This window comes from Yoonia sp., from assembly GCF_046292185.1.
In the GTDB taxonomy this organism is placed as follows: domain Bacteria; phylum Pseudomonadota; class Alphaproteobacteria; order Rhodobacterales; family Rhodobacteraceae; genus Yoonia.
Genome location: NZ_JBKBQY010000080.1, coordinates 1 through 15,738 on the forward strand (window position 1 = coordinate 1; position 15,738 = coordinate 15,738).

The window sequence follows — 15,738 nt, forward strand, 5'->3', positions numbered from 1 at the left end:
CGTCAGGCCAGCAACCGCGATCACGACGACATAAATAACAGGAGCGACCATGTCAGTTTCAACACGAACACCAGAGACGGTTTCTGTCATAAGACAGCCGAACATGCAGACAGTTTCCGTCTACGGCACTGGCGACGTGATTATCAGGTCGGATGCGGATTCGATCATGACGGTCGAACAGGTTGGCAGCGATCTGATCCTGGGGCTGGCGAACGGCGAAATCATCCGGATCGAGGGGTATTTCGCCAATCAGGACGGGATTGATGTTTTCTTTGTCGATGACGACGGGCTCGTATCGTCGCTGGTCGAGGTACGCGGTGGCGGCGATGCACCCCTGCTTCTTCAACTCGGAGAACTTGGCAGCGCAGAAGGCGGCGGTCCCGGCGTGCTCGGGATACTCGGGGCGGTCGGCGCGCTGGGAGCCGCCGCAGCAGCCGGCGGCGGCGGTAGCGGCGGCGATGACAGCGATGGGGATGCGGACGCCGATGCTGATGCGGACGCGGATGCTGATGCTGATGCTGACGCCGATGCGGATGCTGACGCAGACGCGGATGCGGATGCTGATGCTGACGCGGATGCCGACGCAGATGCGGATGCTGATGCGGATGCTGACGCAGACGCGGATGCCGACGCGGATGCGGATGCGGACGCAGATGCCGACGCAGATGCGGATGCTGACGCAGACGCGGATGCCGACGCGGATGCGGATGCTGACGCAGACGCAGATGCGGATGCAGATGCCGACATTGAAGCCGTTGACGATCAGGCGTCCGTGACGCTGGATGTTACGCCAAGCGTGTCCACCCTTCCCCAACTGAGCGGATCAACCGGGAGCCTGCTGAACCTTGGGTTACTTGGCAACACGGTCGAGGCAAGTTTGCTATCGTCCAGCACGGTGTTTACGACGAGCGTTGATACCAATACGTCGCAACAGATAAGTGTCACTGGCGGTGGAGCTGAGTTGCTAGGCGTAACCTTGTCTACCGACAATGATCTTGATCTGTTCGTATTCCGGCAGGAAGAGGGCAGCACCGAAGCGACGCTCGTTTTCAGTCAAGCGGACTGGCTGGACTATAACCCCGGTATTCTCGGCTTGCTGGGAAGCTGGTCAGGGAGCGAGTTGGAACTTCCCGCGTTGTCGGGTGGAGCCACATACCATTTTTTAATCGGCAATCAGGGCGGCTTGCTGGACCTCGGTCTTCTAACAACCATTTCCGTCCAAACCTCATCCAACGAACTGACCGACTTCAGCCCACCCGCCAGCGTCAGCGGCGAGGTTTCTGGCAATGTCATTCTGGGTGACGGCGAAGGCGGCGAAGACACCGCCCCTGCAGGCACTGTTGTGACGATGGTGAACGGGACCGCCGTGACCGCAGATGGCACCGACATTGTCGGGATCTACGGTACGTTGACGATCAATCCTGACGGCAGCTACACCTATGTGGCGAACGAAACGTTCGATGGCGATTACGGGGATGTCGATAGCTTTGAATATACAATCACGGCACCCGGCGGAGCGACGTCCACAGCTAACCTCGATATATCGCTCGACTTCTCGCTGGATGACGCGGGTGCAACGGAGGTCATGGCCTTCAGCGAAGGCCAGGACGTCGTCTCACTCGCCTTCCTTGACGACGGCAATGACACGATCACCGACTTCAACCTTGCCGAAGGTGACGCGGTCGACCTGTCAGGGCTGATCCCGGATGCGACACCGCAAACCATCTCCGACTTCGTTGAAGTGACCAATGACGGCGGGGACACGATCATCGCGATCTCGCCGGACGCTGACGGCAGCTTTGAACCGCTGGTGACATTGGTCGGTGTGACCCACAGCCTTAACGAACTTGAGGATGGGTTGCTGGGCACATCCGTGATCTAGCTGTGTCACGAAAACGGTTCAGCACAACGGCACAGATCGCGGGCCTTGCCTGCGGTCTGGGGGGCTTTGTCATTCTGGGAGGATGTGACATGACCCCCCCGCCCGAACTGGGCGAGATCGCGCCGCAGGCGGGGCCGGCCTTTTCTGACCAGACATCTGTCACCGCCGCGGATGTGACCCGCGCAGCGGGAGTCGCCCCGCTTGTCGTTGCGACCTTGCAAAATCAGGCGGGGATATCGGCTGCGGCAAGCCGCGTCCGGGCGCGCATGTCGGGCGTGGCGGAACAGCAGGCGGGCTATCTGCCGCAAGTCTCGGCCGGGCTGGTATCGGACCTCTCCGGCAACGACAGCGCCAGCCCGCAGTTGCAGTTGACCGGATCGCAGATGGTCTACGATTTCGGGCGCACCGGGCGGAACGTGTCCCGGCAGGTGTTGCTGGCACAAAAGGCGCATCTGGATTTTCTGGAAACTGTCGACGACGAACTTGCCAATGTGATGCTGCTTGTCGCGGATTACGAAAGCCAGACGCGGCAACTCGCGCTGGGGCGCGATCGGCTGGCGCGGATGGTCACATTGCGTCGCCTCGTGCAGGACCGGATCCGCGAAGGGGCAGCGACCGATGGCAGCCTGCTCGACGCCGACCGCAGGGTACAGACCGCCGAGACGCTTTTGCTCCGCACGGAACTGGCGCTGGCCAGCGCGCGGCGCGAGATCAGCCTGGAAACCGGCATGACGGTCCGGGACGGCGGATCAGGCATCGCGCTTGGGCGAATGGACTGCGGCACGACACCGCTGGACCCGGACCGCGTGGTCGCTGTGCAGGGCGCGCATCTGGATATGGCGCTGGCCGACCTTGACCTGTCAAACGCCGCGACCGAACGCCTGCCCACCGTCGCGCTGGAGGCATCGACCGCGCGCGACCTGTCGGACCTGTCCCAAGGCAGCGACGTCAATTTCGGGCTGCGGGTGAATACCAGATTGTTTCAGGGCGGTGCCACGCAATCCCGGACCGAGGCCGCGCGCAACAATGCTACCGCGGTCACCGCAAACCTGACAGGCGCGCGTCAAAGGGCGCAACGCAGCCATGCCGCCGCACTGGATGCCATCGCGTCCCAACGCGTACTGACACAGGCCATCGGCGCGCAGATCGATATGCTCGACCGGACCCGTGCTTTATATCTGCGGCAATTCGTCGAACTGGGGACCAAATCCATCGACGATGTCATGACAGTCGAGGAAGAATACCATCAGACCCGCCTTGACCTTGAAACCTCGCGCGTCGAGGTCGTGAAAGAGCAGGTCAATTGTCTGGCGGCAGAAGGCCGCCTGCGCCATTTTCTGGGGATCGAGGATGCGACAGCCTTCGGTCTGGCGTTGCGACAATGAAGCCAAAGCTGGTCTTGACCGAACCCGCCGCGCCCGAAAACGGGCGGCCCGCTGATGGTCACACCGCCTTTCCCGCCTTGCAGGCAATCGCGCGCACCTACAATCTGACCCATTCGCAAGAGGCGATCCGCATCGCCATGCGCTGGGAGGAAAGCCGCTGTGGCCTGTCCGATACGGTGCAGATCGCCGAAATCATGGGGCTGCACCTGCACCCGCTGCGGCCCGATCCGGCCCGGCTGGACGGATTGCATCCGCCATTGCTGCTGCTGACGAAATCCGGCAGCGCCTTTGTGATAGAGCGGATCACAAAACAGGGCATCGCCACATTCTCGCGGTTCGACGGGGATTTGACCCATAGCAATGAACGCCCGCTGGCCGATATCATCAACGCCGACAGCCGGCTTTTCGTCGCGCGCCCGCGCCGCAGCCTGTCGGATGCCCGTATCGACGATTACATCGCCCCGGTGCGCGACAATTGGCTGCGCCGGACGTTGTTTCCTTCACTGACCCCCTATTGGTCCGTCATCGTCGCGTCCTTTGTGACCAACGTTCTTGCGCTGGCAGGGATCGTTTTTTCGATGCAGGTCTATGACCGGGTCATTCCCGCGCAATCCTATGCGACATTGGCGGTTCTTTTCAGCGGCGTCGTTCTTGCCTTCTTCTTTGAATTTTTTCTCAAACAGGCACGGCTTGTCCTGTTGGATGTGCTTGGGCGCGGCGCGGGTCTGCGGCTGTCCGATATTGTATTCGGACGCGCCCTGCGTGTGCGCAATGATCAACGGCCCACCTCCACCGGCAGCTTTATCGCGCAGATCCGCGACATCGATGTGATGCGCGAAGCGATGACATCGACCTCTGTCGGTGTGTTGATGGATTTGCCGTTCTTTATCCTGTTCTGCGCGATCTTCTGGCTGATCGCCGGGCCGCTGGTACTGATCCCTGTGGGTGCCTTGCTGGCGATCATCCTGCCGGGCCTGTTGCTGCAAGGCAAACTGCGCAAGGCCGCGCAAAGCGCGCAACGCGAAGCAGCCCTGCGCAACGCCATTCTGGTCGAGACGGTCCAAGGGATCGAAGACATCAAATCCATGCAGGCCGAAGAACGGTTTGAAACGATCTGGCGGCAGACCTCTGCCAGCACGGCCAATGCGCAATCGTCCGAACGCCGGATTGTCGGGGCGTTGACGTCATGGACGCAGATCGTGCAGCAAAGCGTCTATGCGCTGACCGTCGCCGTGGGCGCGCCGATGGTGATGACCGGCGATCTGACAACCGGCACCCTGGTCGGCGCATCGATCCTGGGGTCGCGGATGATCGCCCCGATGAGCCAAGTGTCCGGCGTGCTGTCGCGCCTGCAACAAGCCCGCGTCGGCGCACAGGGTCTGGACAAGATCATGAAACTGCCCATCGACCACCCCGCGCAGGAAAACCGGGTGACTTGCGCGCGGCTGGGCGGGGCCTATGCGTTTGAACAGGCGGCCTTTCAATACCGGGCAGACCAGCCCACCGCCCTGCGCGTGCAGCACCTGAAAATCGCGCCGGGCGAACGCATTGGCCTTGTCGGGCGCAACGGCGCGGGCAAATCCACGCTGCTGCAGGCGCTGTCGGGTCAGCTTTTGCCGACGGAGGGGCAATTGCGCATCGATTCATTGTCGGTGGACACGATTGATCCGGCAGATGTCCGGCGCGACATCGCCTATCTGTCACAGAACGCGCGGCTGTTCTATGGCACGCTGCGGGACAATCTACTGATGGGCAACCCGACCGCATCCGAACGCGATCTGCAGGCAGCACTTGATCTGGCGGGTGGTGCGGCATTCCTCAGTTCCTTTGAACGCGGCTGGGATTATCAGGTGCTCGAAGGTGGGATCGGGCTGTCCGGCGGGCAAAAACAATCGATCCTGCTGGCGCGCCTGATGCTGCGCCGCCCGTCAGTTCTGCTGCTGGATGAACCAACCTCTGCAATGGATGACACGACCGAGGCGCATTTCATCGCCAAGCTAGGCGCGCTGTCTGTCGGCAGATCGCTGATCATCGCGACCCACAGGCACCGGATTTTGCAACTGGTTGACCGGCTGATCGTGCTCGACAAGGGCCGGATCGTTCTTGACGGGCCAAGAGAGGAAATTCTGGCCAAAATGCGTGGGGACAGCAAATGACCTGGGCAGCGACCGACACCATGGGCCCGCAGGACGATCTGCGCGAAATCAGCCTGCAGGGCCGGATCATCTGGCTGATCACGCTTGTCATCTGTAGCGGGATCGGCTGGGCCTTTTTCGCCACGCTGGACGAGGTGACGACCGCCGATGGTGTCGTGATCCCGATCCGCAACGAACAGGTGATCCAGTCGCTGGATGGCGGGTTGGTGCGCGAACTGGCCGTGCGCGCCGATCAGGTCGTTGAAGCCAATGAAGTGCTCGCGCGGCTTGACCCGACGCGGCTTTCGGCATCGGTCGATGAAACCTCGGCCAAACTATCCGCCCGCCGCGCCCGCATCGCGCGGCTGACAGCCGAAGTGGCGGATTTGCCGTTGGTCTTTCCGCCGGACCTGCTGGAAAAGACCGAGTTGATCCTGACCGAAACCGCCCTTTATGAGGCGCGCCGTCAAAGTTTCCTCAGCTCCATCGCCCTGATCGATGATCCCGCGCCTTGCTTCAGGAAGAACTTGCCACCATGACGCGGCTGTCGGAAATGGGCGCATCATCGCGGATGGAATTGGTGCGGCTGAACCGGCAGATCGTGGACCTGAACATGCGCGAGGATGATATCCGCCATGATTACTTCGTCCTGGCCCGCGAAGATCTCAGCAATGCACAGGCCGAAGCAGAGGCGCTGACGGCCGAATTGCGTGGCCAGCGCGACCAGTTTGACCGTCTGACGCTGCGCTCACCCGTCCGGGGGATCGTCAAGGATATCGCCGTATCCACCGTGGGCGGTGTCGTGCCGCCGAACGGGCAGTTGATGACCATCGTGCCGCTTGACGATGAATTGCTGGTCGAGGCGCGGGTGCAACCGCGTGACATCGCCTTCATCCGGCCCGGCATGCGGGCCACGATGAAGGTCACAGCCTATGATTCATCCGTGTTCGGCATGCTGGAAGGTGACGTCATGTCCGTTTCGCCGGATTCCATCCGGGATGAGGCCGATCCGCAACGGCTCTACTACCGGGTCTTTGTGCGCAGTGACCGGTTCGAACTGGTGAACAAGGCGGGCCAGGGTTTCCCGATCACCCCCGGCATGGTGACCGAGGTCGATATTCACACCGGGTCAAAAACCGTGCTGCAATATCTGATCAAACCGTTCAACCGCGCGGCAGAGGCATTGCGCGAAAGATGAAAGTGAATGCAGCAAATGACATGATGCTTGCACAGCTCAGGACGGATATCACCGCCCTGCCCGCACCCTACCCGCGCTATGTGGTCTTTGTCTCATCGTCAGATGGCAATAAACGGGCGCGCGTTGTGACGGTCACAGCCAGCGATCTGGACAATCTTGCGCGCAAGCTGACGCACCCGGCCCTGCAACAGCATTTCAACGCAAAATACCTGCGGCTTGACTGGGTCACCGCCGCGCGTCCAATGCGGTTCGGCGATTACACCACGGCTGTGCGGGCGGTCAAACGGAACTACAGCCGCAAGGGCCTGTCATTCGATCCGGCCTTTCGCCATGCCATCACCGAAGCTGAAATCAACGCCAATGCCCTGCTTTACAAAGGGTCGGCTGTCGCCCATTGCGAATTCAACCCCGGCAATTTTCAGATCTATTGGGAACGGCGCTTTGGCAAGGCCTTTCAGGCTCCGGATGCGGATCACATAATCCATCTGTTCACCACCAAGGCGCTGTTCCGCGATAGATCCGCGCCGGAGCTGGTTAAGCTGGAACCGCCCAGCGCGAACACCGGACGGCGGATTTGTGATCTGAACGACAAAGCCCAGCTTGACCGCGTGATCCGCGACGGTGCCAATTATCTGGCGGGCGAGGTGAACAGCGACGGCAGTTTCCGCTATGGCTGGCACCCCTGTTTCGACCGCCCGATCCGGCATTACAACACCTTGCGCCACGCCAGCAGCACCTATGCGTTGTGCGAGGCTTATGAACACCTCAAATCGCCCAACCTGCTTGCGGCGGTCAAAAGATCGCTGGGGCATCTGGCGACACAGCGGATCATCAGCCCCCTTGGCCCCGAAGGACCCGCCTATCTGGTCGACCTTGGCAATGAAATCAAACTGGGCGGCAATGCTGTCGCCATTCTGGCCTATTGCAAATACGGTGCCGCGACGGGCGACACCCGCTATCTGTCGCTGGCGCGCAGGCTGGGTCAGGGGATCCTGTCGATGCAGGCCACAGACGGCAGCTATGCCCATGTGCTGCATGGCGACAGCCTGCAGGTCAAGGACAGACAGCGCACGGTCTATTATGATGGCGAGGCTGCTTTCGCCCTGATGCGGCTGTATCATGTCACGGCAGACCCAGTCTGGCTGAACGCCGTGCGTGCAGCAGTCAGACGCTATATCGCGGCAGATTACTGGCAATATAACGATCACTGGCTGGCCTATTGCACGACCGAACTGGCGCTGACGGACCCCGACCCGGAGTATTTCCGTTTCGGCATCCGCAATGTGCGCGATTATATTCCCTTCATCGCCGGGCGGATCACGACCTTCCCGACCCTGCTGGAACTTTGCTGTGCAACGCGGTTGCTGGTCCGGCAGGCCTTGTCAGACCCCGCCCTGCGACCAACGCTGCAAGGGCTGGATCTGCCCGCCTTCGTCAAGGCGATGGAAACACGGGCGCAATATCTGGCCAACGGCGTGTTCTTCCCAGAGGTCGCGATGTATTTTCGCAACCCCGCGCGGATCACCGGCAGTTTCTTTATCCGCCATCACGGGTTCCGGGTGCGGATCGACGATGTCGAACATTATCTGTCCGGCCTGATCGCCTATCGCGCCTATCTCGATGACCGGGCGGATTTCCACGATCTGATGTCCCGCCACGGCACTGTCGCGGCGCAGAACATCTGACGCCTGCCCTGAAACATCTCAGGCCACAAGGCGCGGTTCGGTTTTCGCGGACGCATCCGTGCTGGCATCTTTACCGGGTGCTTTCGCCGCCATCTCTTGCCCGATCAGCGCCGCATGCAAAAGCTTGACGGCATTATCCGCATCTTCGCGCATCAACACGAACTGGATATCCACATTGCGCGGCCCCTGCTGGACTGCAACCGGGGAAATGCCCGCCTCTTTCAGCGCGCCCAGACCCGTCCCCAGCGCGTTCAGCCCTTTCAGGTCACGGCCAATCGCGGCCACGACCGACAGCCCGCGTGTCGTGACCGAAGCGCCCGGATAAGCCTCTGCCAGATCGCGTTCGACGCGTTTGACGCTTTTCAGCGACGCATCGACATAATGGGTGATGGTATTGGCGTTCGAGGATTTCGCCACGATGCTGACCTTGTGCTGGGTCAGGGATTGCAGGATCTTGGCGTCATAGCCCTTCACCCCCACCATTTCATGCGCAAATACTTCCAGCGCGAACACATCCAGCGCGGTGACGATTTCGACCTGCGGCGCCGTCGCGGGGGAATCGTCGATCAGCGTGCCGGGATCGGATGGTTCAAAGGCATTGGTGACGCGCAGCGGAATATCCGCCTGCCGCAGCGTCTTGGCCGCTGACGGGTGGATCGCCTCCATCCCCATGTTGGACAGCTGGTCCGCCACGTCGTAATTGGTATAGCCCAGCTTGCGGACATTGTGCGCGCCGACCAGTTTGGGATCGGCAGAGGACAGGTGAAATTCCTTGTGAATGATCGCCTCTGACGCGCCGGTCTGGGCCGCGATGCGGCTGAACGTCACCTCGGAATAGCCGCGGTCATAAAGCGACATCAGGCCTTCGGAACATTGCGCATAGCCGGTGACAATCGGCATCTCGCTGCCAAGGTCCAGATCGCGCATCCCCTCTTCGATGCGCTGTTCCAGCGTGACCTCGCGTTCATCGCGCCAGCCGCCCAGATCGACGAAACGGGCATGCAGCCCGGCCCGGCGCAGCAACAGCGTAGTGACATAGGCGGAATGGCTTTCACCAAGGCCCGACAGCATTTCACGGATGATATCCAGATGCTGATTCAGACGGAAATGCCCGTACGAACACAGGCGCTGCAGATCAATCAGGCAAGACCGCGCGCCTTCGACGCGTTCGCGCACGAAATGGTCAGCGTCGCGGATGTCGCCCGGGGCTTCCAGCACTTTGCGATGCGCCTCGTTCATGGCGACCATCACGTCATCCAGCGCGTCCGACCAGCCACGGTCATGGCTTGCGTTGGAAAACCGGGCGTAAACGCCTGACTCGCGGGTTTTCTTGTGTTCCAGCAGCATATTGGTGATGCCGGAATAAGCGGATACCACAAAGATACGATTATAAGGATCGGCCCCGCCCCGCAAAAACAGCGAATCGAGCAATTCGGCAGAGCGGCTCATCGACGTGCCGCCGATTTTTTCAACGGTATGTGCGTGTTTGGTCATATTATTCGCCCAATTTTCAGATGCGTGAACGCCAGCCCGAAACCTGCTTGGCCTCGGGTCTGGCGGTTAACGCTGTTGTCGCTGCCCTCACTCGGCAGCGGCGTAGGACCCATCGGCCTGATGCACTTCATCGCCCGTCACCGGCGGGTTGAAACAGCAGGCCATGACCAGCTCTTCCTCGGCGCGCAGGGTGTGATGATCGTGCTGATCCAGCGCATACATCACGCCGGGGCGGATCGCATGGGTTTCGCCGGTGGCAATATCGGTGATCGATCCCTTGCCGGATATGCAATAGACGCTTTCAAAGTGGTTCTTGTAATGGAACGTATGCTCTGATCCTGCTTCCAGCGTGGTGATGTGAAAGGAAAACCCCATCCCATCCTTCGCCAGCAGCAGGCGGACAGAGGTCCATTTGGCGTCTTTGACTTCTTTGTCGGTGTTCTTCAGGTCTGCGATGTCACGTACGATCATGGCGATTACTCCGCTGCTATTTTTGTCTGGACACAGGTCTGCGCGGCCTCGGTCAGGATATCGAGACCCGCTTTGAACTGATCCATCGGGGTGGTCAGCGGGGCAAGCACTTTGACGACTTCGTCATGGGCACCGGATGTTTCGATCACCAGCCCGCGCAGAAACGCCTCTGCACAGATCGCGCTGGCCAAATCGCCGGACCCGACATCGACACCCTGCATCATGCCGCGTCCTTTCAGACGCGCGCCGGGGATCGTATCGGCGATGCGCTGCAAACGTTCCGTCAGCACGGCGGATTTTTCCGCAATTTCATCCTTGAACGCATCATCGGACCAGAATTTTTCCAGCGCGACCCGCGCGGTCACGAATGCATGGGTATTGCCACGGAACGTGCCGTTATGTTCGGCCGGCTTCCACACATCCAGTTCGGGCTTGATCAGGGTCAGCGCGAAAGGCAGACCGAAACCCGACAGGGATTTGGCCAGCGTGATCATATCAGGCTCAACATCCATGTCATCGAAGCTGAAGAAACTGCCTGCACGGCCAATCCCAGCCTGAATGTCATCGACAATCAGCTTGGCACCATGCTTTTTCGCCAAACGCGCGATCCCTTCGACCCAGGTGCGGGATGCGGCGTTCAGGCCGCCCTCGCCCTGCACCAGTTCAAGGATGAACGCCGCAGGCGCATCAATCCCGCTGGACCCGTTGTCCAGCATCGTCTCGATCAGCGCCAGCGTGTCGACATCATCGCCCAGCGACCCTTCAAACGGCAGATGGGTGACGCCGTTCAGCGGCACACCGGCGCCGCCCCGCTTACCCGCATTGCCCGTCAGCGACAGCGCGCCAAGGGTCATGCCGTGGAAACCATTGGTGAAGGAAATCACATTGGTGCGCCCCGTCACCTTGCGCGCCAGCTTGATCGCGGCCTCGACAGCATTGGTGCCGGTCGGGCCGGTCATCATGATCTTGTGGTCCATGCCGCGCGGGGTCAGCACCAGACGCTCGAACGTCTCAAGGAATGCTGCCTTTGGGCCGGTATACATATCCAGCGCATGGGCAATGCCATCGCTGGTGATGTAGTCGACCAGCGCCGCCTTCATATCGGGATCGTTGTGGCCATAGTTCAAAGACGAACAGCCAGACAGAAAATCGGTATAGGTCGCCCCGCTTTCGTCATGCAGGGTCGATCCTTGTGCCTTTGCAAAGACAGCATCGAAAGACCGGCAATAGCTGCGGACCTGCGATTCACGTCGTTCAAAGATCATTTTGTCGGATAAGGTGTCCGTTGTCATATTACATTCCTTCATTGGGATCAAAGCTGTTGCAGACGCGGGCCTTCAGGCCACCGCGTTCAGTTTCTCAGCCTCGGGCAAGGTGATTGTCACCATATGTTCGGTGGCATGTTCGCCCTGAAAATGTGTGTCGCTCTCGAAATGGGCCTCGTGGTCCAGTTCGGCGTCTTGCGCATCGGCAAAGCTGCGGAACAGCGCCCAGCTTGCGTCATTATCCTTGGTAATCGTGGTCTGCATCCGCGTCACATCATTGCAGATGTCGCGCGCCAGCAGCTTTTCCAGCATCCGCTTGGCCAGCCCCATCCCGCGCGCCTTTTGTGACACCGCAACCTGCCAGACGAAAAACGTGGTTTCGTCGGACGGCAGGACATAGCCGGAAATCCAACCGACAGGTTCGCCATCCATCTCTGCCAGAATACATGTATCGCGGAAATGATCGCATTGGATCAGGTTGCAATACATCGAATTCTCGTCGAGCGGCTTGCACGATGCGATCAGCTCCCAAATGGCCGCGCCATCCTCGGCGTCGGGCTTGCGGAACTGGACCTTGTCACGGTTGGTTTTGATCTGGCGGACGTTAACCACGGGATACCTCGGGTGCTGCTTCTGTATTTCGTTAGGTATACCAATCTTATGACGAAAATCAACCACCTGTAGCCATCTTATGCTATGCAATTTTTATCGTTTAATTACAGCTATTTAAAGATAACATTGGGGCAACGACAGGTATTTAGGTAGGCAAATTTCCGCAAACTATTTCGTTAAGCTAACTAATTATTGCCTCGCCGCCGCTGACAGGATATCCATAACCCAAGAAAACAAGGACAGGAGCCCGCGTGGACCGCACCGACACATCGCTCATCGCCCTGCGCCGCATCCTGCGCGCGACAGAACTTTATGGCCGCACGCTGGCGCTGACTGCGGGCTTGACCCCGGTGCAGATCAGGGTGCTGCAGATCGTGCTCAGCCATGGCAGCGCCACGCCGACGCAGATATCCTCGCAGATGGGCGTCAGCCCCGCGACGATATCCACCCTGCTGGACCGGCTTGCGACGAAAAAGATGATCGAACGTCAAAGATCCGACCGCGACCGCCGCCAGACCAATATCGTACTGACAGAAAAAGGACGTCAGGCGGTCGATGGCGCGCCCGACCCGCTCCAGCAGAAATACGTCCGCGAATTCGAGGCGCTGGCCGATTGGGAACAGGCGATGATCGTCGCCTCTCTGGAACGCGTGGCGGCGATGCTGAACGCCTCTGCCATCGACGCGTCACCACTGCTGGATATGGGCGAAATCCATCGCAGCTACCCTGCGGAAAACGCCGAAGAAAACTAAGTCAGCAAAAAGCCCCGGCGTTTCCACCGGGGCTTTGTTCTGTTCAGGCTGCAGACCGGCTGCGTGGCCGGCCACCACCGCCACCGCCTGTCCGGCGTCCACCTTGCGGTTTGCCCGCAGCACCGGCAGGTTTACCGCCCGCACGCGGCGCGGCAGAGCGATTACCGCCGCCGCCGCCACCGCCACCACGGCGACCACCGCCACCGCCACCATTGGGACGCTTTTTCTGGCCCGGCATGATCTCCCACGGACGGCCCGAGGCGACGGGAATCGTTTCCTTCATCGCCTTTTCGATATCCTGCAGTTCGATCATCTCATCCGGTGCGACCAAGGCAATAGCCGCCCCGTCAGCGCCCGCACGTGCCGTCCGCCCGATCCGGTGGACATAGTTTTCCGCCACATTGGGCAGATCATAGTTATAAACGTGGCGCACGCCCGGAATGTCGATACCACGGGCAGCCACATCAGTGGCAACCAGCACACGGACCTTACCAGCCTTGAACGCCTCGATCGCGCGTTCGCGCTGGCCTTGCGATTTGTTGCCGTGAATGGATGCGGCGGCAAACCCTTTGGCTTCCAGCGTTTTATACAGCTTCTCACAGCCGTGTTTGGTGCGGCCAAAGACCAGCGCCAGTTCGTCCCGGTGCTTGTCCAGCAGATCGACCAGCAGATCGGTTTTCGCCGCCTGTGCGACGAAATGCACCGATTGCGCGATCTTCTTGACGGCCTGACCGGGGGGGTTGACCTGCACGCGCACGGCGTCGGTCAGATAGGCATCGGCCAGTTCCGACATCAGTTTCGGCATCGTGGCCGAGAACATCATCGTCTGACGTTCCTTCGCCAGCAACGGAGCGATCCGGCGCAGCGCATGGATGAACCCCATGTCCAGCATCTGATCGGCCTCGTCCAGCACCAGATAGATGGTTTCATCCAACCGCACGGCGCGACGGTCCAGAAGATCGATCAACCGGCCCGGCGTGGCGACCAGCAGGTCCACACCACCCGCCAGACGCTTGGTCTGCGCGGTGATCCCTGCCCCGCCGACCACGAGCGCCACTTTCAGATGGCTGCCCTTGGTATAGGCGGTCAGGTTGTCGGCGATCTGTTTGGCCAGTTCGCGTGTCGGTGCCAGCACCAGACCGCGCACGGCCTTGGGGTTGGGTTTCACACCCGCCTTCATCAGGGCGTGAATCATCGGCAGGCCAAAGGCCGCAGTTTTACCAGTGCCGGTCTGGGCAAGGCCCATCACGTCACGGCCGTTCATCGCATGCGGGATCGCCTGCGTTTGAATAGGGGTTGGGTCGGTGATGCCTTGTTCTTTCAGAACGGCAATCAGTCGGGGCGCAAGGCCCAGCATGTCAAAATCCATGAGGATATCCTGTTTTCAGCGGGCCTGCGGCCCGCGCATATGGGTGTGACCCATGGGCGTATCCCAAAGGTCATAGCAAGGTTGCGCCATATGCTGACTGCCTGAACCGCATTGTCCGGGCGCCGATGTGGCGCGGGACCCCTGCGTGATCTGGGAACCTGAAAATCAACCGATGCCTTGCGACAGACCAATCATGGTCCTGCTCTGCTCACGCGGCAGCTTGCATCTGTTGGGTGCTAGATGCGCCTTTGCAGCCCCTGTGTCAAGCCTGCCGCGCCGCTTTGGCAAAAACCACACAACGCACCGGTTAATCCTGCGGATTTACTTGGCTTTGACACATCATGTAGTAATCACCGGGGTAACAAGGTGAAGGGGATTTCAGCGTGGCGCATATCATCGTTGTCGGGAACGAAAAGGGCGGCGCTGGCAAATCCACCGTGTCGATGCATGTTGCCACCGCCCTTGCGCGTTGCGAGCTCAGGGTCGGTGTGCTGGATTTGGATCTGCGGCAACAAACGCTGGGGCGCTATCTGTCCAACCGCGCCGAATATATCGCCAAGGCGGGGCTGGAACTGCCCTCACCCGTGTTTCTGCCCCTGCCCCAGGTGGATGAAACCAGCCTGCAACCCGGCGAACATGCCTCTGACCTGCGATTGTCGCGCGCGGTGGCGCAGCTGGAAACCGATTGCGATTTCATCCTGATCGACTGCCCCGGATCGCACACACGGATCAGCCAGGTCGCCCATTCGCTGGCCGATACGCTGATCACGCCGCTGAACGACAGTTTCGTCGATTTCGACCTGCTCGCCCATGTCGACAGCGAGGGCGAGGAAATCACCGGCCCGTCCGTCTATTCCGAAATGGTCTGGAACGCGCGGCAATTGCGCGCACAGGCCGGGCTGAAACCGATTGACTGGGTCGTAGTGCGCAACCGCATGGGCGCACAGGCCATGGTCAACAAGGAAAAGATGCAGCGCGTGATCGAAAAGCTCGCGCGCCGGATCGGGTTCCGCACCGCGTCGGGTTTCAACGAACGCGTGATCTTTCGCGAATTGTTTCCCCGCGGGCTAACCTTGCTTGATCTGCGCGATACCGGGGTCAAGGGCTTGAACATTTCCAACATCGCCGCACGGCAGGAACTGCGCGACCTGATAAAATCGCTGGATCTGCCGGGTGTAAAGTTAAATTTCTGACATCCGCGCCCATTCGGTATAGGTGCGGGACAACAGACCCAAACGCAGGATTCCTTGTGCCACGCTTGTCAGTCCCCAACCGTTATACGCCGTTGTTCATCGCAGCATTTCTGGCGGTCCTCAGCGCCATCATTGCAGTCTGGTATCCGGCGTTCTGGCTGGTGGCGGCCGTCTTTCTCGCACTGACCCTGCTGGGGATCAGCGACCTGCGCCAGCACAACCATTCCATTCTGCGCAACTACCCGATCATGGGCCATATCCGGTTCCTGCTGGAAGGGATCAGACCCGAAATCCGGC

General features: G+C 60.3%; 13 protein-coding genes and 1 pseudogene. 9 read left to right on the plus strand and 5 right to left on the minus strand.

Annotated elements, in window-relative coordinates; translation table 11 throughout:
- The first annotated feature begins 49 nt into the window (after positions 1-49).
- The 6 genes from ACK4TM_RS13475 to ACK4TM_RS13500 all read left to right on the plus strand — a co-directional run bounded on the left by ACK4TM_RS13475 (position 50) and on the right by ACK4TM_RS13500 (position 8,285).
- Complete coding sequence (locus ACK4TM_RS13475; protein WP_409702108.1) at positions 50-1,882, plus strand: type I secretion C-terminal target domain-containing protein; 1,833 nt, start codon at positions 50-52, stop codon at positions 1,880-1,882.
- An 89-nt stretch (positions 1,883-1,971) separates the two neighbouring features.
- Positions 1,972-3,267 carry a TolC family protein gene (locus tag ACK4TM_RS13480; RefSeq protein WP_409702110.1) on the plus strand — a complete coding sequence of 432 codons (1,296 nt, stop codon included), beginning with the start codon at positions 1,972-1,974 and terminating at the stop codon, positions 3,265-3,267.
- A gap of 14 nt (positions 3,268-3,281) precedes the next feature.
- Entirely contained in the window at positions 3,282-5,423 is a 2,142-nt protein-coding gene (locus ACK4TM_RS13485; RefSeq protein ID WP_409702112.1) for a type I secretion system permease/ATPase, read from the plus strand.
- Entirely contained in the window at positions 5,420-5,941 is a 522-nt protein-coding gene (locus ACK4TM_RS13490; protein ID WP_409702114.1) for a hypothetical protein, read from the plus strand. The genes ACK4TM_RS13485 and ACK4TM_RS13490 overlap by 4 nt, the downstream gene beginning before the upstream one ends.
- Positions 5,938-6,600 (plus strand): HlyD family efflux transporter periplasmic adaptor subunit, encoded by a 663-nt coding sequence (locus ACK4TM_RS13495; RefSeq protein WP_409702116.1) that lies wholly within the window; start codon positions 5,938-5,940, stop codon positions 6,598-6,600. Before ACK4TM_RS13490 ends, ACK4TM_RS13495 begins: the two co-directional genes overlap by 4 nt.
- Before the next feature lie 20 nt (positions 6,601-6,620).
- Positions 6,621-8,285 carry a hypothetical protein gene (locus ACK4TM_RS13500; RefSeq protein WP_409702118.1) on the plus strand — a complete coding sequence of 555 codons (1,665 nt, stop codon included), beginning with the start codon at positions 6,621-6,623 and terminating at the stop codon, positions 8,283-8,285.
- Between the two features lie 18 nt (positions 8,286-8,303).
- On the opposite strand, the gene ACK4TM_RS13505 is transcribed toward ACK4TM_RS13500, so the two are convergent.
- From ACK4TM_RS13505 to ectA, 4 genes are all read right to left on the minus strand, one after another.
- Positions 8,304-9,779, minus strand: coding sequence for an aspartate kinase (locus tag ACK4TM_RS13505; protein WP_409702120.1), 1,476 nt, complete (start codon positions 9,777-9,779; stop codon positions 8,304-8,306).
- An 87-nt stretch (positions 9,780-9,866) separates the two neighbouring features.
- Positions 9,867-10,250 (minus strand): ectoine synthase, encoded by a 384-nt coding sequence (locus ACK4TM_RS13510; protein ID WP_409702122.1) that lies wholly within the window; start codon positions 10,248-10,250, stop codon positions 9,867-9,869.
- A 5-nt stretch (positions 10,251-10,255) separates the two neighbouring features.
- On the minus strand, positions 10,256-11,542 hold the full coding sequence (gene ectB, locus ACK4TM_RS13515) for a diaminobutyrate--2-oxoglutarate transaminase (protein ID WP_409702124.1): 1,287 nt from the start codon (positions 11,540-11,542) through the stop codon (positions 10,256-10,258).
- Positions 11,543-11,587: 45 nt separating this feature from the next.
- On the minus strand, positions 11,588-12,127 hold the full coding sequence (gene ectA, locus ACK4TM_RS13520) for a diaminobutyrate acetyltransferase (protein WP_409702126.1): 540 nt from the start codon (positions 12,125-12,127) through the stop codon (positions 11,588-11,590).
- 251 nt (positions 12,128-12,378) lie between these two features.
- On the opposite strand from ectA, the gene ACK4TM_RS13525 reads away from it, so the two are divergent.
- A complete protein-coding gene (locus ACK4TM_RS13525; RefSeq protein ID WP_409702128.1) occupies positions 12,379-12,879 on the plus strand; it encodes a MarR family winged helix-turn-helix transcriptional regulator in 501 nt (166 codons plus the stop codon).
- 43 nt (positions 12,880-12,922) lie between these two features.
- On the opposite strand, the gene ACK4TM_RS13530 is transcribed toward ACK4TM_RS13525, so the two are convergent.
- Positions 12,923-14,248: a DEAD/DEAH box helicase gene (locus tag ACK4TM_RS13530; RefSeq protein WP_409702130.1), complete on the minus strand. Its 1,326-nt coding sequence runs from the start codon at positions 14,246-14,248 to the stop codon at positions 12,923-12,925.
- 383 nt (positions 14,249-14,631) lie between these two features.
- Between ACK4TM_RS13530 and ACK4TM_RS13535 the strand changes: the two genes are divergently transcribed.
- On the plus strand, positions 14,632-15,441 hold the full coding sequence (locus ACK4TM_RS13535) for a division plane positioning ATPase MipZ (RefSeq protein ID WP_409702132.1): 810 nt from the start codon (positions 14,632-14,634) through the stop codon (positions 15,439-15,441).
- 56 nt (positions 15,442-15,497) lie between these two features.
- A pseudogene (locus ACK4TM_RS13540) lies at positions 15,498-15,738 on the plus strand (FMN-binding glutamate synthase family protein); the annotation flags it as partial.

Coding starts and splice junctions, on each gene's coding strand:
- ACK4TM_RS13475 (WP_409702108.1), top strand. CDS start 50: ATGTCAGTTTCAACACGAACACCAGAGACGGTTTCTGTCATAAGACAG.
- ACK4TM_RS13480 (WP_409702110.1), top strand. CDS start 1,972: ATGACCCCCCCGCCCGAACTGGGCGAGATCGCGCCGCAGGCGGGGCCG.
- ACK4TM_RS13490 (WP_409702114.1), top strand. CDS start 5,420: ATGACCTGGGCAGCGACCGACACCATGGGCCCGCAGGACGATCTGCGC.
- ACK4TM_RS13495 (WP_409702116.1), top strand. CDS start 5,938: ATGACGCGGCTGTCGGAAATGGGCGCATCATCGCGGATGGAATTGGTG.
- ACK4TM_RS13500 (WP_409702118.1), top strand. CDS start 6,621: ATGATGCTTGCACAGCTCAGGACGGATATCACCGCCCTGCCCGCACCC.
- ACK4TM_RS13505 (WP_409702120.1), bottom strand. CDS start 9,779: ATGACCAAACACGCACATACCGTTGAAAAAATCGGCGGCACGTCGATG.
- ACK4TM_RS13510 (WP_409702122.1), bottom strand. CDS start 10,250: ATGATCGTACGTGACATCGCAGACCTGAAGAACACCGACAAAGAAGTC.
- ectB (WP_409702124.1), bottom strand. CDS start 11,542: ATGACAACGGACACCTTATCCGACAAAATGATCTTTGAACGACGTGAA.
- ACK4TM_RS13530 (WP_409702130.1), bottom strand. CDS start 14,248: ATGGATTTTGACATGCTGGGCCTTGCGCCCCGACTGATTGCCGTTCTG.